This is a genomic window from Streptomyces sp. NPDC102490 (assembly GCF_044765285.1).
In the GTDB taxonomy this organism is placed as follows: domain Bacteria; phylum Actinomycetota; class Actinomycetes; order Streptomycetales; family Streptomycetaceae; genus Streptomyces.
This window is the reverse complement of record NZ_JBIWJU010000008.1, coordinates 152206-171149: the sequence shown is the minus strand read 5'-3', so window position 1 is coordinate 171149 and position 18944 is coordinate 152206. Positions and strand designations below refer to the sequence as shown.

The window sequence follows — 18944 nt, the reverse complement described above, 5'->3', positions numbered from 1 at the left end:
GGCAGCCCCTACCGCTCAGGCGGTGAAGCGGCCGGTGCGTTTGATCTCCGGGTAGTCGGTCGTCGCGCCGTCGAGGCCCAGGGCGCGCACCAGCCGCAGATGGTCCTGCGTGTTCACGGTCCAGCAGAACACCCGCAGCCCCGCCTTGCGGGCCTTTCGCACGATCTCCAGCGTGATCCTGTTGATGTCCAGGCACAGGGTCCGGGCGCCCGCCTCCACCGCGCGGTCCACGACCTCGGGGCCGTAGTACTGGGCGACCAGGGCGGTCCGCACCCCCGGCACCAGCCGGGCGATCTCGACGATGGCCTCGTCGTGGAACGAGATCACCTCCACCCGGTCCACCAGGTCCCGGCGGAGCATCACCTCGGCGAGGCTCCGGGCGGCCGCCGCGTCCTTGATCTCGGCCTGCAACGGCACCGAGACGGCGTCCAGCACCTCCTCGAAGACCGGGATCCGCTCCCCGCGGCCGGCGTCCAGGGCGCGCAGCTCCTCGAGGGTCTTGTCGGCGATCGCACCGGTGCCGTCGGTGGTGCGGTCCACGTCGGCGTCGTGCATGACGACGAGCGCACCGTCCTTGCTCAGGTGCAGGTCCAGTTCGACGACGTCGAGGCCGGCCTGCTCGGCGGCGACGAAGGAGCGCAGGGTGTTCTCGGGTTCGACACCCATCGCTCCGCGGTGACCGATGGTGAGGAAGTTCAAGGCTCGACTCGCTTCCGTCGACGTCGGCGTGGGGCAGGGCGGCAGCCTAACGGCCATGCCGGACCGTTTCCCCCACCGTTTCCCCTGTGCCGCGCCGGGTATACGAATCCGGCGCTCGACAGGAAAAAATGCGGCGAGGGCGGGGGTAGGGCAGGATAATTTACGGGGCCTCCCCTTGATTGGAGAAACGTCGTATGTCTACGGTGTCTTGACGCAAGCTTCTCCCGTGGAGGATGGGACATGACGGAAATTCTTGTGCAGGTGGGTGTGGAGGAGAACGTTCCTCCGGCGAGCAGGGTGGTGGAGCACCCGGCCTGGCCCGTGCTCAAGGATGCCGTGGAGCAGATCCGGCCATGGCAGTCGAAGGACGGGTCGATCGACTTCGACGCCGAGGGCGCCCCCGCGCGGGCCGCCGCCGAGGACGCCGTGCGCCGCGTCACCGAGGCCGTGCGCGAGCTGTCGCCGCTGCTGCCGCACGACCGCGCCTACCACGACGCCCTGGTGGCCGACCTCGGCCGCTGGGCCGACGGCGGCTTCGAGGTGCCCGACTTCCTCGACTCCCTGCTGGCCTTCCAGCCCGCCGCGAATCGCGCGGACGGCCTCCAGCACCTGGTCGTCTTCCCGATGTACACGCAGAACGGCAACCCGGACCGCAACCTCGAAGCGGTCGTGCTGCGCATGGTCTGGCCCGACTGGCTGGCCGAACTGGAGCGCACCCGCTACGACAACCCGCTGTTCTGCGGCATCACCTTCGAGGACTTCACGGCCGGCTACGACACCAACTCGGCCGTCCTCTTCCCGGAGACCATCGCCGTGCGCGAGGCCCCCGAGCGCTTCTCCTGGGGCGGCATCTTCTGCGACCGCGAGGCCGCCCGCTTCCGCCGCGTCACCGAGGCCGCCGTCGACCTGCTGAGCCTGGAGCTGCCCGAGGACGTCGCCGCGATGGTCCACGACCAGAAGCGCTGCGAAGAGGCGTTCGTCCTGTGGGACATGGTCCACGACCGCACCCACAGCCACGGCGACCTGCCGTTCGACCCGTTCATGATCAAGCAGCGCCAGCCGTTCTGGATGTACGGCCTGGAGGAGCTGCGCTGCGACCTCACCGCCTTCAAGGAGGCCGTGAAGCTGGAGGCGGACGGCGTTCCGCAGGCCCGCGACGTGCAGTACGCGGTGCTCTTCGACCGCATGTTCCGCTTCCCGGTCACCGGCGAGCGCGTGCGCAACTACGACGGCCTCGGCGGCCAGCTCCTCTTCGCCTACCTGCACAAGCACGACGTCGTCCGCTGGACCGACAACAAGCTCTTCATCGACTGGCAGCGCGCCCCGCAGGTCACCAACGAGCTGTGCGCCGAGATCGAGAAGCTCTACCGCGACGGCATCGACCGCCCGAAGATCGTCCACTGGTTCGCCGGCTACGAGCTGGTCTCCACCTACCTCGCCCCGCACCCGGGCTCGAAGTGGGCCAAGGGCCCCGACGCCCTGGACCTGTCCCTGCCGCCGCGCAAACTCGTCGACGACGTGCTTCCGGACGAGTTTCCGCTGAGCATGTTCTACGAGGCCCTGTCCAAGAAGCTCAAGAAGGTGATCGCCGCCACCCGGGGCATCACCGGAGCCGCGGACGGCGCCGAGCGGGCCGCCGCGTGAGCGACGGCGGCGGTACGCACGAACAGGCACGGCAGACACAGGCTCAGCAGGCTCGGGAGGCGAGGACCATGGGGAACGGGGCGCTCGACGGCGCGGTGATCGCGGTGGCCGGGGCGGGCGGACCCGCCGGACGGGCCGCGCTGCTGCGGCTCGCCGAGGCGGGTGCGACCGTCGTCGGCGCGGACAACGACCCGGAGCGGCTGGCCGAGGCGGTGGACGCGGCACGCTACGCGCACGGCGGCGCCACCGTCACCGGCGAGACCGTCGACCTGCTGGACCTGGACTCCACCCGGGCCTGGGCCGACCGCATCGAGGAGGAGTTCGGCCGCGTCGACGGCGTCGTCCACCTCGTGGGCGGCTGGCGCGGCAGCAAGACCTTCACCAAGACCGAACTCGGCGACTGGGACCTCCTGGAGAAGCTGCTCGTCCGCACCGTGCAGCACACCTCCCTCGCCTTCCACGAGGCCCTCCAGCGCAGCGACCGGGGCCGCTACGTCCTGATCAGCGCCGCGGGCGCGTCGCAGCCGACCGCGGGCAACGCCGCGTACTCGGCCGCCAAGGCCGCCGCCGAGGCGTGGACGCTGGCCATGGCGGACTACTTCCGCAAGGCGGGGGGCGAGCAGGGGCCGACGTCGGCGGCTGCGATCCTGGTGGTCAAGGCGTTGGTGCACGACGCGATGCGCGCCGAGCGCCCCAACGCGAAGTTCGCGGGCTTCACGGACGTGCGTGACCTCGCCGAGGCGGTCGCCGGTGTCTGGGACAAGCCCGCCGCGGAAGTGAACGGAAACCGTCTGTGGCTGACCGAGAAGCCGTGAACCCCCCGAAGACCGACGCGCGTCGCCATCACGACCCCGAGGTCCGCGGTTTCGCCAGTGACAACTACGCCGGGGCCCACCCGGAGGTGCTCGCGGCCCTGGCACTGGCCAACGGCGGACACCAGGTCGCGTACGGCGAGGACGACTACACCGACAACCTCCAGCGCGTGATCCGCAGCCACTTCGGCTCCGGTGCCGAGGCGTTCCCGGTCTTCAACGGCACCGGCGCCAACGTCGTCGCGCTCCAGGCGGTCACCGACCGCTGGGGCGCGGTGATCTGCGCCGAGAGCGCGCACATCAACGTCGACGAGGGCGGCGCCCCCGAGCGCATGGGCGGCCTCAAGCTGCTCACCGTCCCCACCCCGGACGGCAAGCTCACGCCCGAGCTGATCGACCGGCAGGCGTACGGCTGGGACGACGAGCACCGGGCGATGCCGCAGGTCGTGTCGATCACCCAGAGCACCGAGCTGGGCACCCTCTACACGCCCGACGAGATCCGCGCCATCTGCGAGCACGCCCACGCGCGCGGTATGAAGGTGCACCTGGACGGCTCCCGGATAGCCAACGCCGCCGCCTCCCTGGACGTCCCCATGCGGACGTTCACCAACGCGGTCGGCGTCGACCTCCTCTCGCTCGGCGGCACCAAGAACGGCGCCCTGTTCGGCGAGGCGGTCGTGGTGCTGAACCAGGACGCGGTGCGCCACATGAAGCACCTGCGCAAGCTGTCCATGCAACTGGCCTCCAAGATGCGCTTCGTGTCCGTGCAACTGGAGGCGCTGCTGGCCAAGGACCTGTGGCTGCGCAACGCCCGGCACTCCAACGAGATGGCCCAGCGCCTGGCCGAAGGAGTGCGCGCCGTGCACGGGGTCGAGATCCTCTACCCGGTGCAGGCCAACGCGGTCTTCGCCCGGCTGCCGCACGACGTGAGCGAGCGTTTGCAGAAGCGGTTCCGCTTCTACTTCTGGGACGAGGCCGCCGGCGACGTGCGCTGGATGTGCGCCTTCGACACCACGGAGGACGACGTCGACGCGTTCGTGGCCGCCCTCAAGGAAGAGACGGCACGCTGACGCGGGCCCCCAGTATGCATAGGTATGCGGTCACCTGAAAAGTCATTGACTGACGGGTGATCGCGTTCCTATGCTCTGCGGGCATGGAGCTGATCCAGCAAACCCCTGACCTGTCCGCCTATCTGGCTGCCGACGAGGCCATCGACCACGAGCACCCGCGCGTCCGGGAGGTGGCCGGCCGATTGGCGAAGGAGGCGGAGGACTCGTATGCCTATGCGCGGCTGGCCTTCGAGTTCGTGCGCGACACCATCCCGCACTCACAGGACTCCGGGGACCCGCGCGTCACCTGGCGGGCCTCCGACGTCCTGGAGCGGCGCACCGGCATCTGCTACGCCAAGGCCCACGCGCTGGCCGCGCTGCTGCGGGCCGAGGACATCCCCACGGCGCTGTGCTACCAGCGGTTCGACGTGGTGCACGGGCTGATCGCCGTACGCCTGGACGGCGCCTGGCACCGGCAGGACCCGCGCGGGAACAAGCCCGGCGTGAACGCGCAGTTCTCCCTGGGCAGGGAGCGGCTGGCCTTCACGCCGGACCACGCGGCGGGCGAGGCGGACTACTCGGAGCTGTACGCGGCGCCGCACCCGGCGGTGCTGGACGTCCTCAAGGCGGCCACCGACCGCCCGCACCTGTGGCGGACCCTCCCGGTGGCGCTCTGAGACGCCCGGCTCAGTGCGCCTGGGCCGTGCGCAGCTGCTCGGGCGTCGGGGCGGTACCGCCCAGGTGGGCCGGCATCCACCAGGTGTCGTCGGCCCCCTTGGGACGCACCGGGTAAGCGCGCTGCGCGGCCTCCAGCAGCTCCTGCACCCGCTCGCGCAACCGCCGGGTGATGGCACCCGCGTACTGCTCGCGGGAGGCCTCCATCGCCTCGCCGACCCGGATGGTGATGGGGGTGTGGCTGCGCTTGAAGTTGCGCGGGTGTCCCTTGGTCCACAGGCGCTGGGTGCCCCACAGGGCCACCGGGACCAGGGGGACGCCCGCCTCCTGCGCGAGCCGCGCGGCTCCCGACTTGAAGCTCTTCAGGGTGAACGACTCGGAGATCGTCGCCTCGGGGAAGACCCCGACGATCTCCCCCGACTTCAGCGAGTCCAGGGCGTGCGCGTAGGCCGCCTCGCCCTGCTTGCGGTCGACCGGGATGTGCTTCATCCCGCGCATCAGCGGACCGGAGATCCGGTGCCGGAAGACCGACTCCTTCGCCATGAAGCGCACCAGCCGCTTCTGCGGCAGCGCGGCCAGGCCGTCGAAGATGAAGTCCAGGTAGCTGATGTGGTTGCTCACCAGCACGGCGCCGCCCGAGCGCGGGATGTTCTCCGATCCCTGGCAGTCGATCTTGAGGTCCCACGCCTTGAACAGGGTGCGGGCGAGACCGATCACCGGGCGGTAGACGAGTTCTGCCATGGGCGGGTCGAACCCTTCCTTGTCAGCCTGGGAAGGGGGCTCCCAGTCGAAAGTTACGCACCCGTAGGTTTACGGGCTTGTCGCAGATCGTGCCCGAAGAACGGCCGGTGTACCAGCCTTGGTGCCCGTGTGCGGCGAGATCCTCATCACTTGACCGGCCTCCCGTGGCCGAAACGCGACGGTGAGCGGGAATCTCCGGCGCTCCGCGAGCGCTGCACCGTCGGAGTACCGAACCGGTGGCGTGCGGGTCCGCGCGCCCATGAGTGCCGCGGTGGCGGCGGAACGGGGGCACGCCGGTGCGCGGCCAGGACGACGACGGGCGGGCGGCTGCCGCCGCCCCACGGCTGGACGCGGCCGACCTCGGGGCGGAACTCGGCGCCCGCGCGACGCTCGTACAGTTCTCCAGCGCCTTCTGCGCGCCCTGCCGCGCCACCCGGCGGGTCCTGGGCGAGGTGGCGGACCTGGTGCCCGGCGTCGCCCACGTCGAGATCGACGCCGAGGGCCACCTGGACCTCGTCCGCGCGCTCGACGTGCTCAAGACCCCCACCGTGCTGGTCCTGGACGCCGGCGGCCGCGTCGTCCGGCGTGCCGTCGGGCAGCCGCGCCGGGCGGACGTGATCGCCGCGCTGGGCGAGGCGGTGTGACAAGCGCCACGCGCCCGGTGAGGTCTTCTCCACAGCCTCCGCAACCCCGGGCGTAATTGACTGTGTGTGCCACCCGTCGTCAGCCTGCCCCCGTGCCCCGCTCGCCGTTTCCGGGGCCGCGGCGCACCGCGGAAGGACCATCCCGTATGCCGGCCACACCCGACCTCGCCGCGGCCCGGCCCGCCGCCGACGACCTGCTGCGGTCCGTCTTCCGGCGGCACGCGGCGGGCGTCGCGGTGGTCACCGCGCGGGGGCCGCACGGTCCGGTCGGTTTCACGGCCACGTCCCTCACCTCCGTCTCCGCCCGCCCGCCGCTGCTCTCCTTCGGCATCGGCACCGGTTCCTCGAGCTGGCCGGCGGTGTCCGAGGCGGAGTACGTCGGCGTCCACGTGCTCGGCGAGCACCAGGAGGAGCTGGCGGCCACCTTCGCCCGCAGCGGCGCCGACCGCTTCGCGGCACCCACCCGCTGGCGGGAGGGTCCGCAGGAGGTGCCCGTGCTCGACGGCGTGCTCGCCTGGCTCGTGTGCCGTGTGGTGGGCCGGGTGCCCGCGGGGGACCATCGGATCGTGCTGGCGGAAGTCCTCCTCGGCGACCCCGCCGGAGCCGGCGAGCCGCTCCTGTACCACCAGGGGCGTTACCGGGGTCTGCGCGACTGACCGGTCGGCGCGACGGCTTCTGCGGAGGCGTCGGGTTCCGGTTACGCTGCGTTGCGAAGGTCACAGTTCAAAGCGCTTGCTTAGCGGGAAAGAACTGGATGTACTGACGAGTAATATTCCGGGCGGAGCGCAGGTCGCCCCGACCGGGATCCGCCGCTTGGGGCGCCTATGCTGCCTGCAAGAGGCAGCACTGAAATGTCGACGCAGTAGGAGAGCCGGCGTGAGCTTGAGGATCGTTGTCACTGTGAAGTACGTGCCCGACGCCACTGGCGACCGGCACTTCGCCGATGACCTGACCGTCGACCGGGACGACGTGGACGGTCTGCTCTCCGAGCTGGACGAGTACGCGGTCGAGCAGGCGCTGCAGATCTCTGAGAACTCGGACGACGACGTCGAGGTCACCGTCCTGACGGTGGGCCCCGAGGACGCCAAGGACGCGCTGCGCAAGGCGCTGTCCATGGGCGCGGACAAGGCGATCCACGTCGAGGACGACGACCTGCACGGCACCGACGCCATCGGCACCTCCCTGGTGCTGGCCAAGGCGGTCGAGAAGGCCGGCTACGACCTGGTCGTCTCCGGCATGGCCTCCACCGACGGAACCATGGGCGTCGTTCCCGCGCTGCTCGCGGAGCGCCTGGGCGTGCCGCAGGTGACGCTGCTGTCCGAGGTCTCGGTCGAGGGCGGGGTCGTGAAGGGCCGCCGTGACGGCGACTCGGCCACGGAGCAGCTGGAGGCGTCGCTGCCGGCGGTCGTGTCGGTCACCGACCAGTCCGGCGAGGCGCGTTACCCGTCCTTCAAGGGCATCATGGCGGCCAAGAAGAAGCCGGTGGAGTCCTGGGACCTCTCCGACCTCGAGATCGACGAGGACGAGGTCGGTCTGGAGAACGCCTACACGGTCGTCGAGTCGGCCGCCGAGCGCCCGGCGCGCACCGCGGGCACGATCGTCAAGGACGAGGGCGAGGGCGGCAAGCAGCTCGCCGAGTTCCTCGCGGGCCAGAAGTTCATCTGAGCCCGGCCCCGCTGACCGCCCCTCATCTTTCGCAAGCAGGAGAGAAGAAGTCCCATGGCTGAAGTTCTCGTCTACGTCGATCACGTGGACGGTGCCGTCCGCAAGCCGACCCTGGAGCTGCTGACGCTGGCCCGCCGCGTCGGCGAGCCCGTCGCCGTCGCGCTGGGCAACGGTGCCGGTGACACCGCCGCCGCCCTCGCCGAGCACGGCGCGGTGAAGGTCCTCACCAGTGAGGCCGCCGAGTACGCCGACTACCTGGTCGTACCGAAGGTCGACGCCCTCCAGGCCGCCGTCGCCGCCGTCTCCCCGGCCGCCGTGCTGGTCCCGTCCTCCGCAGAGGGCAAGGAGATCGCCGCCCGTCTGGCGCTGCGCCTGGGCTCGGGCGTCATCACCGACGCCGTCGACCTGGAGGCCGGCGACGAGGGCCCGGTGGCCACCCAGTCGGTGTTCGCCGCCGCCTTCACCACCAAGTCCCGCGTCTCCAAGGGCACCCCGGTCATCACGGTCAAGCCGAACTCGGCCGCCGTGGAGGCCGCCCCGGCCGCCGGTGCCGTCGAGGCCCTGTCGGTCACCTTCTCGGACGCCGCGACCGGCACGAAGGTCACCTCGCGCACGCCGCGCGAGTCGAGCGGCCGCCCGGAGCTGACCGAGGCCGCGATCGTGGTCTCCGGTGGCCGCGGCGTCAACGGCGCGGAGAACTTCGCGATCATCGAGGCGCTCGCCGACTCGCTCGGCGCGGCCGTCGGTGCCTCGCGCGCCGCGGTGGACGCGGGCTGGTACCCGCACACCAACCAGGTCGGCCAGACCGGCAAGTCCGTCTCCCCGCAGCTGTACATCGCCTCCGGCATCTCGGGCGCGATTCAGCACCGGGCCGGCATGCAGACCTCGAAGACGATCGTGGCGATCAACAAGGACGCCGAGGCCCCGATCTTCGAGCTGGTCGACTACGGCGTCGTCGGCGACCTCTTCGACGTCGTCCCGCAGCTCACCGAGGAAGTCAAGACCCGCAAGGGCTGAACCTCCCCGTCGCACCGCACACCGAGGCCCCCGGTGACGTCCACGGACGTCGCGGGGGCCTCGGCGTGCGCACAGGATGGGTGTTGACCGGCGAGAGACCGACAGATAACTTCACTCTACGGATAAATGATTCCGTTCAGCGGAAAAATGAACATCAGGAGGGTGTCGGATGGGTCAGCAGGAGAAGGTGGCAACGAGCCTCGCGGGCGCCGTCGGCGAGGAGATCAGTGCCTCCCTTGCACCGGTCGACGCGGAGCTGGAGCGCCGCTACCCCGGAGACCCGGGCACCCGCCAGCCCGTCCACACCGTCTACGTCCCCGGTGACGCCTTCGCCGCCGACACCGTCCGCTCCTGGGGCGACAAGGCCCTCGCCGCGCTCGACGAGCACGCCCCGGACGCCGCCGCCTTCGCCGCCGTGCTGGGTCTCTCCGACGACCTCGCCGAGCCCGTGTACACCCGCGTGCGCGCCAAACTGGAGCGGGAGCCCATCGAAGACCTGCGCGTCGACTTCGAGGACGGCTACGGCAACCGCGCGGACGCCGAGGAGGACGAGGCGGCCGCCCGCGCCGCCCGCCTGATCGCCGAGGCGTACGAGCGGGGCACGGCCGCCCCCTACATGGGCATCCGCATGAAGTGCATGGAGGCCCCGGTGCGCGCCCGGGGCATCCGCACCCTCGACGTCTTCCTCAGCGGCCTGATGGAGGCCGGCGGCCTGCCCGACGGGCTGGTCCTCACCCTGCCCAAGGTGACCTACCCCGAGCAGGTCACCGCCATGGTGCGGCTCCTGGAGGCCTTCGAGAAGGCGCGCGGCCTCACGCCCGGCCGGATCGGCTTCGAGATCCAGATCGAGACCAGCCAGTCCATCCTCGCCGCCGACGGCACCGCCACCGTCGCCCGCATGATCCAGGCCGCCGAGGGCCGCGCCACCGGCCTGCACTACGGCACCTTCGACTACAGCGCCTGCCTCGGCGTCTCCGCCGCCCACCAGGCCAGCGACCACCCGGCCGCCGACCACGCCAAGGCGGTCATGCAGGTCGCCGCCGCCGGCACCGGCGTACGCGTCTCGGACGGCTCGACCAACGTCCTGCCCGTCGGCCCCACCGCGCAGGTGCACGACGCCTGGCGGCTGCACTACGGCCTCACCCGCCGCGCCCTGGCCCGCGCCTACTACCAGGGCTGGGACATGCACCCCGGCCACATCCCCACCCGGTACGCGGCCGTCTTCGCCTTCTACCGCGAGGGCTTCGAGCAGGCCGCCGCCCGCCTGGCCCGCTACGCCAACCACGCCGGCGGCGACGTCATGGACGAGCCCGCCACCGCCAAGGCGCTCAGCGGCTACCTGCTGCGCGGCCTGGACTGCGGTGCCCTCGACATCGGCGAGGTCGCCCGCCTGTCCGGCCTGACCCGCGCCGATCTGGAGGGCTTCTCCGGCCCGCGACGCGGCGACCTCACGGCATCGGCGCACTAGGCCCGACCGACGGCGTCCGGCTCCCCGCGAAGGGATCGTCCGGGGCGGAGCCCACGTACCGCTCCAGGCCGGACGCCGTCACCCGCTTCTCCTCGGCGAACAGCCGCGTCCCCCGGTCGCACAGCCGCCGGTCCGCCCGCGCCCGCGCGCAGAACTCCTCGGGCGTCAGCCCGAACAGCGCACGCAGCCGCGCCGACCCGTGCAGCAGTTCGGTGATCAGGGGCCGCTGCGCCCCGGGGTGGCGCCGCGGCGCCCCGGTGCCGTCGTGCAGGACGCCGTGGCGGTTGACGTACGCGTACGCGCCGCGCAGCACCGAGCCGTCCCCCGGCTCGACACGCACGTCGGGCGCGGGCAGCCAGACGCGGTCGAAGTTGCCGCCCGCCATCGGCACGCCCTCGCTGGCGTCGATCACCGCGAGCTGCTCGGCGTCGAGCCACAGCACGAACAGCTCCCGTACGACACCGGGGGCGCCCACCGGCGAGGCGGACACGTAACCCATGCGGCTCACGTGCGCGGAGACGCCGATGTCCAGCCCGGTGACGCGCGACCTGACCATCGGGACCGGCGAGGCGATCCCGAACTCGGCCATCTTGTGCCGCAGCTGGCCGGGGCTCGCGTTGGACCCGATCGCCAGCACCGGGACCCGGCCGTCCCCCTCCCCGTACACCGCCCGGTCCAGCGGCAGCAGCCGGTCCCCGTCCAGCAGCCCGGACTCCCGGGGCCACGCGCCCGGGTACAGCAGCGGCTCCTCGCGCGGCACCCCGGCCAGCCCGAGCGCGTCCAGCGTGCGGTCCCGGCCGAGCGGTGGCGCGGACCGATCGCCTTCGGTCGGTGGTTGCGACACGGTGTGTTTCCTCCCGGCGGTAAGGCGGACGGGGCGGGACGGCCGGTCCGAGCCGCCCGCGCGGTGGCCGGGGAGGCTCGGACGCCGGAGCGGCGCCGGCCCGTGCGGTGGTCCGGCGCGGCGAATCAGTCCGACGGCGGCAGCTCGCCCGAACCCCGGGTGACCAGCTTGGTGGGCAGTTCGATGCGATCGGGGGCGAGCAGGGTGCCGTCCAGCTGCCGGAAGAGCCGCTCGGCGGCGGTGCGGCCGAGGGCCGCCGCGTCCTGCGCGACCACGGTGACGCCGGGCTGGAGCAGGTCGGCCAGCTCGATGTCGTCGAAACCGACCAGCGCGACGCCCCGGGTGTACTCGGCCAGAACCCGGATCACGGTGACCGTCACCCGGTTGTTGCCGGTGAAGATCGCGGTGACCGGACGCGGGTCGGCGAGCATCTCCTCGGCCGCCCGGCGCACCCGCACGGGGTCGGTGACGCCCAGGGACATCCACGCGTCCTCGACCGGTATGCCGGCGTCCTCCATGGCGGCCCGGTAGCCGCGCAGCCGCTCGGCGGCCGTGTGGATGCGGGGCATGTCGCCGATGAAACCGATCCTGCGGTGCCCGTGCGCGATGAGGTGGGCGACGCCGTCGCGGGCACCGCCGAAGTTGTCCGAGACCACCACGTCCGCGTCGATCCGGCCCGCCGGACGGTCCACGAACACCGTGGCGACGCCCGCCCTCAGCTCGGGCTCCAGATACCGGTGGTCGTCCCCGGCGGGGATCACCACGAGCCCGTCCACGCGCCGCGCGCACAGCGCCAGGACCAGCTCCTGCTCGCGGTCCGGGTCCTCCGCGCTGGACCCGTTGATCAGCAGGGCGCCGTGCGCGCGGGCCACTTCCTCCACGGCACGGCTGAGCGGCCCGTAGAACGGGTCGGCAAGATCCTCCAGGACCAGGCCGATGCTCGCGGTGCGGCCCTTGCGGAGCACCCGCGCGCTGTCGTTGCGGCGGAAGCCCAGCGCGTCGATGGCCTCCTGGACGCGGCGCTCGGTCTCCGGAGTGACGCCCGGCTCCCCGTTGACCACCCGCGAGACGGTCTTCAGGCCGACCCCGGCCCGGGCGGCGACGTCCTTCATGGTCGGGCGGTTGCCGTAACGGTTCCCGGGGAGGCGGTCTGCGCGGCGGGTCGTGTCGGGCACGATGCGGTGTCCTGTCCTGTCGTCCACGGGATTGCGTCGGCTCCTGCTGTCCGGGGGGATGTGTCGGTCATGGGCTTGTATGAGGATGTGGCGTCGAGCATAGAGCCTGGACAACGTTGTCAGATGCGGGAGACACTGTCCATCGCACTCTGCCGGTCCTCGCCCCCACTGCGGGACCGGTCGCTGCGCGCTCTTGGGTACGACATTTTTTCGCTTTCGGTCCGACGGGGAGATCCGACTCTGATGCACACCGACCTCGTGGCAGCGCTGGACATCGGCGGTACCAAGATCGCCGGCGCGCTGGTGGACGGCCACGGCCGCATCCAGGCGCGCGCGCAGCGTGCGACACCCGCCCGGGAGGACGGTGACACCGTGATGGGCGCCGTCGAGGCCGTCCTCGCGGAGCTGACCGCGTCGCCGCTGTGGGGTCGGGCCACGGCCGTCGGCATCGGCAGCGCGGGCCCGGTGGACGCCTCGGCCGGCACGGTCAGCCCGGTGAACGTGCCCGGCTGGCGCGACTACCCGCTGGTCCGGCGGGTCCGCGACGCCGTCGGCGGTCTGCCCGTGGAACTCATCGGGGACGGCGTGGCCATCACGGCCGCCGAACACTGGCAGGGCGCCGCCCGCGGCCACGACAACGCGCTGTGCATGGTGGTCTCGACCGGTGTCGGCGGCGGTCTGGTGCTGGGCGGCCGGCTGCACCCCGGACCGACCGGGAACGCCGGCCACATCGGCCACATCAGCGTCGACCTGGACGGCGACCCCTGCCCGTGCGGCGCGCGCGGCTGCGTGGAGCGGATAGCGAGCGGCCCCCACATCGCCCGCCGCGCCCTCGACGCCGGCTGGCTGCCCGGACCGGACGGCGACACCTCCGCCGCCGCGGTCGCCGCCGCCGCCCGCCTCGGCGACCCCGTCGCCGTCGCCTCCTTCGAACGGGCCGCCCAGGCGCTGGCGGCCGGTATCGCCGCCACCGCGACCCTCGTCGAGATCGACATCGCCGTGGTCGGCGGGGGAGTGGGCAAGGCGGGAGAGGTCCTGTTCGCCCCCCTGCGCAAGGCCCTCACCGACTACGCGACGCTCTCCTTCGTCCAGCGGCTGGTGGTCGTCCCCGCGCAGATGGGGACGGACGCCGGGCTGGTCGGCGCGGCCGCCGCGGCCCTGTCGAGGACGGCGACGCCGACCGCCGCGCACGTTTAAGGGGTGTCGCCCGGATCGGGCGACAGTGCCTTGGGGCTGATCCGAACGGGGGCCGGTGGGGCCCCCGAGAACGGCAACCGACGGGAGCGCCGGATGGGTCCTGTCCCACGCCCTTCAGGAAGTGGGGGAGTGCGTGCCGGGCCCCGCGACTCCGGCGCGATCCAGAGGCACCCCCCAGCCCCCGGGGAGCCGGGACGCCGTCGTGTTCCGGTGAGGCTTCCCCGGCTCCACCCGTGACCCCCGCGCGGCGGCGTAGTTGAACGGGGCATGAAGAGGCGCAGCATGCTCGCCCTCGCGTCCCTCGCCACCGGCTTCGTCGTCGCGGCCGTCACCCCGTCCCACGCCGCCCCGAGGGATCTCCCGCTCGGCATCGGGGTGGACGACACCGTCAGCACCCTCCAGGACACCGTCGCCACCGAGAGCCTGACCCTCGACGACGACGCCCTGGGACAGCCGGGCTGACACCCTCGGCCGCGCCGGCGCGCCCGGCACGCGCCACGCGGCGCCGATGCCCGGAGAGGGCGTCGGCGCCGCTGTCATATGCCCTTTTCCCCGGCCTCAACTGGACTGGTTTCCGTGGCAGGGTGAAGCGGGCAAGCCACAGGGGGCCAACAGAAGAGGGGGACCTGTGACCGTCGTCTGGATCAACGGCGCGTTCGGTGCGGGGAAGACCACCACCGCACGGGAACTGATCGAACTGATCCCGAACAGCACGCTCTTCGACCCCGAGGTCATCGGCGGAGCGCTCGCGCACCTGCTGCCGCCCAAGCGCCTGGCCGAGGTGGGCGACTTCCAGGACCTGCCGATCTGGCGCCGGCTGGTGATCGACACGGCGGCCGCGCTCCTCGCCGACCTCGGCGGAACGCTCGTGGTCCCGATGACCCTGCTGCGCCAGGAGCACCGCGACGAGATCTTCGGCGGGCTCGCCGCCCGCCGGATCGAGGTCCGGCACGTCCTGCTGGCCCCGGCCGAAACGATCCTGCGGGAGCGAATAGCCAGCCGCGAGGCACCGGACGACCTGCCGGACGGCGAGACACGGCTACGGCAGTGGTCCTCCGACCACATCGAGCCCTACCGCGCCGCCCTCGCCTCCTGGCTCACCGCCGACGCCCACCCCGTCGACACCGGCGCCCTCACCCCGTACGAGGCCGCCGTCCGGGTCGCCGAGGCCGTCGGCACGGGCGCCGTGCCGGCCTGCGAGATCGTGCAGACACCGGAACCCACCGGCGAGACCGTCGCGGCCGGCGTCCTGCTCTTCGACGAGCGGGACCGGGTCCTGCTCGTCGACCCCACCTACAAACCCGGCTGGGAGTTCCCCGGCGGCGTCGTCGAACCCGGCGAGGCACCGGCCCGCGCCGGCATGCGCGAGGTCACCGAGGAGACCGGGCTCAGCCTCGACGACGTACCGTCCCTGCTGGTCGTCGACTGGGAACCGCCGGCACCCCCCGCCTACGGCGGTCTGCGGCTGCTCTTCGACGGTGGCCGGCTCGACACGGCGGACGCCGGCCGCGTACTGCTGCCGGGGCCCGAACTGCGCGACTGGCGCTTCGCCACCGAGGACGAGGCCGCCGCCCTGCTGCCCCCGGTCCGCTACGAGCGGCTGCGCTGGGCACTGCGGGCCCGGGAGCGCGGCGCCGCCCACTACCTGGAGGCGGGCACGCCGGTCGGCTGACGTCAGACCGCCGCCCCGTACGTCCGCGCCGAAGCCCTCAGCACGTCCCCGGCCCGCGCCGTCACCGGATCCCCGTGACCGAAGCAGGCCACCTCCGTGTCGAGGGCCGCCAGCCGCCCGAAGGAGTCGACGGCCCGGTCCCGGTCGAGGTTGAACACGCCGAGCAGCACACCGCCGTCGACCGGCGAGGCGGCGACCGCGTCCCCCGTGAACAGCACGCCGTGGGCCGGGAGGTGCAGCGCGATGCTCCCGTCCGTGTGGCCCGGCGCGTGCACCACCCGGGCCCCGCCACCGAAGTCCAGGACGTCACCGTCCACCACCTCGGCCACCCGCGCCGGGCGGGCGAAGTCACCTCGCGGCAGCCGGCGCACGGCGTCCTCGTGCAGCGGACGCTCCCAGTCCTCGAACACGGGCGGCGGACCGGGCACCTCGCCCCGCACGACGGGCGCCTCCAGGGCGTGCGCCACCACCTCGGCCCCGGTGAGCGCGGCGACCTCCTGCGCCCCGCCCGCGTGGTCCTCGTGGAAGTGGGTGAGCACGACACGCCGTACCCGGCCCACGGCCCGCGCGGTCTCCGCGATGCGCGCACCGGACCCGGCCGGTCCGGCGTCGATCAGTGTCACCTCGTCCCCGTCGCGCCAGAGGTACGCCTGACCGACCGGGAAACGCAGCAGACTCAGGCACGGGAGCAGTTCGACGACGTCCATGGGACGACCGTAGGCAGGGCCCCGCCCGGTGGCGAGGCCCCTCTGCCGACGGCAGAACCCGGAACGCGACCCGGCTCAGCTCGCCGCGTAGTTGCGCAGGAAGTGCGCCTCCGCCACCGACAGCCGCTCCAGCTCCTCGGGGGACACGCTCTCGTTCACGGCGTGGATCTGGGCCTCCGGCTCGCTCAGGCCGATCAGCAGGATCTCCGCCTCCGGGTAGAGGCCGGCCAGGGTGTTGCACAGCGGGATGGAGCCGCCCTGACCGGCGTACTGCATCTCCTCACCCGGGTACGCCACCGCCATCGCGTCCGCCATGGCCCGGTACGCAGGGCTCGTGGTGTCGGCGCGGAACGGCTGGCCCTGGCCGATCTGCTCGACGGCGACCCGCGCGCCCCACGGCGTACGCGTCTCCAGGTGGGCCCGGAGCAGCTTGGTGGCCTCCGCGGCGTCCACGCCCGGCGGCACCCGTAGGCTCAGCAGCGCCCGCGCACTCGCCTGCACCGACGGGGTGGCGCCCACGACCGGCGGGCAGTCGATGCCGAGCACGGTGATGGCCGGCCGCGCCCAGATCCGGTCGGCGACCGAGCCGGAACCGATCAGCTGCACGCCGTCCAGCACCCGCGCGTCCCGGCGGAACTGCTCCTCGTCGTAGGCCAGGCCCTCCCACGTGCTGTCCGCCGCCAGACCGTCGACGGTCGTCGAGCCGTCCTCGGCCCGCAGCGAGTCCAGTACGCGGATCAGGGCGCCCAGCGCGTCGGGCGCCGCACCGCCGAACTGGCCGGAGTGCAGGTTGCCTTCGAGCGTGTCGACCTGCACGCGCAGCATCGTCATGCCGCGCAGCGTGGAGGTGACCGTCGGCAGCCCGACCCGGAAGTTGCCCGCGTCCCCGATGACGACGGCGTCCGCGGCCAGCAGCTCCGGGTGCGCCTCGGCGTACCGCTCCAGACCGCCCGTGCCCTGCTCCTCGGACCCCTCGGCGATCACCTTGACGTGCACCGGCACGCCCCCGTTCGCCTTCAGTGCGCGCAGCGCCAGCAGGTGCATGAGCACGCCGCCCTTGCAGTCCGCGGCGCCCCGCCCGTACCAGCGGCCGTCGCGCTCGGTCAGCTCGAACGGCGGAGTGGCCCAGCCGGCCTCGTCCAGCGGCGGCTGCACGTCGTAGTGGGCGTAGAGCAGCACCGTCTTCGCGCCCTCGGGCCCCGGCAGGTACCCGTACACCGACTGGGTGCCGTCCGGCGTGTCCAGCAGCGCCACGTCCTGGAAGCCCTCGGCGCGCAGGGCCGCGGCTATCCAGTTGGCGGCACCCTCACTCTCGCTGCGCGGGAACTGGTCGAAGTCGGCCACCGACGCGAAGGCCACCAGCGCGGCGAGTTCCTCCTTCGCGCGGGGCATCAGCGAAGCGACGGTCTCGGCGACCGGATTCGACGACATGGGCACGCTCCTTGTGGGTGCGACGTTGTACCAAGGAGTACTTGGAATGACGGGCCGATCCTCCCACAGTGGCCTGCGGCGATGCCCGCCGTAGGATGCGGGGGTCAGGTGCGGCATGCGGTTTGATCGGAGCAGTAGACCATCGTGAGCAGCGAGAACTCTTCGGCGGACGACGCGCGTCAGGTCTGGGACGTCGTCGTGGTGGGCGCGGGACCCGCGGGGGCCTCGGCCGCCTACGCGGCGGCGGTGGCGGGGCGGCGCGTCCTGGTGCTGGAGAAGGCGGAGCTGCCCCGCTACAAGACATGTGGCGGCGGCATCATCGGTCCCTCGCGCGACTCCCTCCCACCCGGCTTCGAGCTGCCCTTCCGGGACCGTGTGCACGCGGTGACCTTCTCGAACAACGGGCGTTTCACCCGGACCCGGCGCTCCCGGCAGATGCTGTTCGGGCTGATCAACCGGCCCGAGTTCGACTTGCAGCTCGTCGAGTACGCCCAGAAGGCGGGCGCCGAGCTGCGCACCGGGGCGACCGTGACCCGGGTGGAGCAGCACGGGTCGGCGGTGCCGGACCGGCGCACGGTCGCCGTCGTCCTCCAGGGCGGCGAGACGGTCCTGGCCCGGGCCGTCGTCGGCGCGGACGGCAGCGCCAGCCGGATAGGCGCGCACGTCGGGGTGAAGCTCGACCAGGTCGACCTCGGCCTGGAGGCGGAGATCCCGGTGCCCGAGACGGTCGCCGAGGACTGGAAGGGCCGGGTGCTCATCGACTGGGGCCCGATCCCCGGCAGCTACGGCTGGGTCTTCCCCAAGGGCGACACGCTGACGGTCGGGGTCATCTCGGCGCGCGGCGAGGGCGCGGCGACCAAGCGGTACCTGGAGGACTTCGTCGCCCGGCTCGGGCTGGCCGGATTCGAACCCAGCATCTCCTCCGGCCATCTGACGCGCTGCCGCGCGGACGACTCGCCGCTGTCGCGCGGCCGGGTCCTGGTCTGCGGGGACGCGGCCGGGCTCCTGGAGCCGTGGACCCGCGAGGGCATCTCCTTCGCGCTGCGCTCGGGCCGGCTCGCGGGGGAGTGGGCGGTGCGCGTCTCCGAGGCGCACGACGCGGTGGACGCGCGCAAGCAGGCACTGAACTACGCGTTCGCCATCAAGGCCGGTCTGGGCGTCGAGATGAGCGTCGGCAAGCGGATGCTGACGGTGTTCGAGCGCCGGCCGGGCCTGTTCCACGCGGCCCTGACCGGCTTCCGCCCGGCCTGGAAGGCGTTCAAGGACATCACGCAGGGCTCGACCTCGCTGGGCGAGCTGGTCCGCAGCCACCCGCTGGCGCAGCGGGCGCTGGGAGCGATGGACCGGCGGCCCGCGCCGTCCGCGCCGTCCGCGCAGACCGAGCCGTCCGCGCCGTCCGCGGGGGAGGAGACCGGCGCCTGACCGCCGGCGGGCGTACTTCGCCGGGAGTACGTGTGATCACCACGCGCGGGTGACGCCACCCGGCGTGCCCGGCGTCTAGCGT

Annotated in this window: 19 protein-coding genes; 13 read left to right on the top strand and 6 right to left on the bottom strand. The window is 72.6% G+C overall.

Annotated features, from left to right (window positions below; genetic code table 11):
• Window positions 1-15 precede the first annotated feature (15 nt).
• Window positions 16-699 (bottom strand): glycerophosphodiester phosphodiesterase, encoded by a 684-nt coding sequence (locus ACIRGB_RS19840; RefSeq protein ID WP_403866391.1) that lies wholly within the window; start codon window positions 697-699, stop codon window positions 16-18.
• 240 nt (window positions 700-939) lie between these two features.
• Here ACIRGB_RS19840 and ACIRGB_RS19835 point away from each other — a divergent pair, with 240 nt between their 5' ends.
• The 4 genes from ACIRGB_RS19835 (at window position 940) to ACIRGB_RS19820 (ending at window position 4881) form a co-directional block, all read left to right on the top strand.
• Entirely contained in the window at window positions 940-2343 is a 1404-nt protein-coding gene (locus tag ACIRGB_RS19835) for a DUF6421 family protein (RefSeq protein ID WP_403866388.1), read from the top strand.
• Window positions 2344-2411: 68 nt separating this feature from the next.
• Window positions 2412-3158, top strand: coding sequence for an SDR family NAD(P)-dependent oxidoreductase (locus tag ACIRGB_RS19830; protein WP_403866385.1), 747 nt, complete (start codon window positions 2412-2414; stop codon window positions 3156-3158).
• Window positions 3155-4225, top strand: coding sequence for a threonine aldolase family protein (locus ACIRGB_RS19825; protein ID WP_403866382.1), 1071 nt, complete (start codon window positions 3155-3157; stop codon window positions 4223-4225). The genes ACIRGB_RS19830 and ACIRGB_RS19825 overlap by 4 nt, the downstream gene beginning before the upstream one ends.
• 83 nt (window positions 4226-4308) lie before the next feature.
• Window positions 4309-4881: a transglutaminase domain-containing protein gene (locus ACIRGB_RS19820; protein WP_403866379.1), complete on the top strand. Its 573-nt coding sequence runs from the start codon at window positions 4309-4311 to the stop codon at window positions 4879-4881.
• Window positions 4882-4891: 10 nt separating this feature from the next.
• On the opposite strand, the gene ACIRGB_RS19815 is transcribed toward ACIRGB_RS19820, so the two are convergent.
• Window positions 4892-5620 (bottom strand): 1-acyl-sn-glycerol-3-phosphate acyltransferase, encoded by a 729-nt coding sequence (locus ACIRGB_RS19815; protein WP_052837115.1) that lies wholly within the window; start codon window positions 5618-5620, stop codon window positions 4892-4894.
• A 263-nt stretch (window positions 5621-5883) separates the two neighbouring features.
• Between ACIRGB_RS19815 and ACIRGB_RS19810 the strand changes: the two genes are divergently transcribed.
• The 5 genes from ACIRGB_RS19810 to ACIRGB_RS19790 all read left to right on the top strand — a co-directional run bounded on the left by ACIRGB_RS19810 (window position 5884) and on the right by ACIRGB_RS19790 (window position 10414).
• Window positions 5884-6264: a TlpA family protein disulfide reductase gene (locus ACIRGB_RS19810; RefSeq protein ID WP_403866376.1), complete on the top strand. Its 381-nt coding sequence runs from the start codon at window positions 5884-5886 to the stop codon at window positions 6262-6264.
• Between the two features lie 146 nt (window positions 6265-6410).
• Window positions 6411-6920, top strand: a complete 510-nt coding sequence (locus tag ACIRGB_RS19805) for a flavin reductase family protein (RefSeq protein ID WP_403866373.1) — start codon at window positions 6411-6413, stop codon at window positions 6918-6920.
• Between the two features lie 220 nt (window positions 6921-7140).
• Complete coding sequence (locus tag ACIRGB_RS19800; protein WP_356371767.1) at window positions 7141-7929, top strand: electron transfer flavoprotein subunit beta/FixA family protein; 789 nt, start codon at window positions 7141-7143, stop codon at window positions 7927-7929.
• Window positions 7930-7983: 54 nt separating this feature from the next.
• Window positions 7984-8946 carry an electron transfer flavoprotein subunit alpha/FixB family protein gene (locus ACIRGB_RS19795; protein WP_403866369.1) on the top strand — a complete coding sequence of 321 codons (963 nt, stop codon included), beginning with the start codon at window positions 7984-7986 and terminating at the stop codon, window positions 8944-8946.
• Between the two features lie 169 nt (window positions 8947-9115).
• Window positions 9116-10414, top strand: coding sequence for a DUF6986 family protein (locus tag ACIRGB_RS19790; protein WP_403866366.1), 1299 nt, complete (start codon window positions 9116-9118; stop codon window positions 10412-10414).
• Here the strand turns inward: ACIRGB_RS19790 and ACIRGB_RS19785 are convergent.
• Both ACIRGB_RS19785 and ACIRGB_RS19780 read right to left on the bottom strand, forming a co-directional pair.
• A complete protein-coding gene (locus ACIRGB_RS19785) occupies window positions 10395-11258 on the bottom strand; it encodes a hypothetical protein (protein ID WP_403866363.1) in 864 nt (287 codons plus the stop codon). The genes ACIRGB_RS19790 and ACIRGB_RS19785 overlap by 20 nt on opposite strands.
• Window positions 11259-11383: 125 nt before the next feature.
• Window positions 11384-12460, bottom strand: a complete 1077-nt coding sequence (locus ACIRGB_RS19780; protein WP_403866360.1) for a LacI family DNA-binding transcriptional regulator — start codon at window positions 12458-12460, stop codon at window positions 11384-11386.
• Window positions 12461-12676: 216 nt separating this feature from the next.
• Between ACIRGB_RS19780 and ACIRGB_RS19775 the strand changes: the two genes are divergently transcribed.
• The 3 genes from ACIRGB_RS19775 to ACIRGB_RS19765 all read left to right on the top strand — a co-directional run bounded on the left by ACIRGB_RS19775 (window position 12677) and on the right by ACIRGB_RS19765 (window position 15302).
• On the top strand, window positions 12677-13630 hold the full coding sequence (locus ACIRGB_RS19775) for an ROK family protein (RefSeq protein WP_403866357.1): 954 nt from the start codon (window positions 12677-12679) through the stop codon (window positions 13628-13630).
• 267 nt (window positions 13631-13897) lie between these two features.
• Window positions 13898-14092: a hypothetical protein gene (locus ACIRGB_RS19770; RefSeq protein ID WP_403866355.1), complete on the top strand. Its 195-nt coding sequence runs from the start codon at window positions 13898-13900 to the stop codon at window positions 14090-14092.
• 166 nt (window positions 14093-14258) lie between these two features.
• Window positions 14259-15302 carry an NUDIX domain-containing protein gene (locus tag ACIRGB_RS19765; RefSeq protein ID WP_403866352.1) on the top strand — a complete coding sequence of 348 codons (1044 nt, stop codon included), beginning with the start codon at window positions 14259-14261 and terminating at the stop codon, window positions 15300-15302.
• 2 nt (window positions 15303-15304) lie between these two features.
• Here the strand turns inward: ACIRGB_RS19765 and ACIRGB_RS19760 are convergent, their stop codons facing one another.
• Entirely contained in the window at window positions 15305-16009 is a 705-nt protein-coding gene (locus ACIRGB_RS19760; protein ID WP_403866349.1) for an MBL fold metallo-hydrolase, read from the bottom strand.
• Between the two features lie 75 nt (window positions 16010-16084).
• Window positions 16085-17440, bottom strand: coding sequence for a dipeptidase (locus ACIRGB_RS19755; RefSeq protein ID WP_403866347.1), 1356 nt, complete (start codon window positions 17438-17440; stop codon window positions 16085-16087).
• Between the two features lie 144 nt (window positions 17441-17584).
• On the opposite strand from ACIRGB_RS19755, the gene ACIRGB_RS19750 reads away from it, so the two are divergent.
• Entirely contained in the window at window positions 17585-18862 is a 1278-nt protein-coding gene (locus ACIRGB_RS19750) for a geranylgeranyl reductase family protein (RefSeq protein WP_403866344.1), read from the top strand.
• Window positions 18863-18944 lie beyond the last annotated feature (82 nt).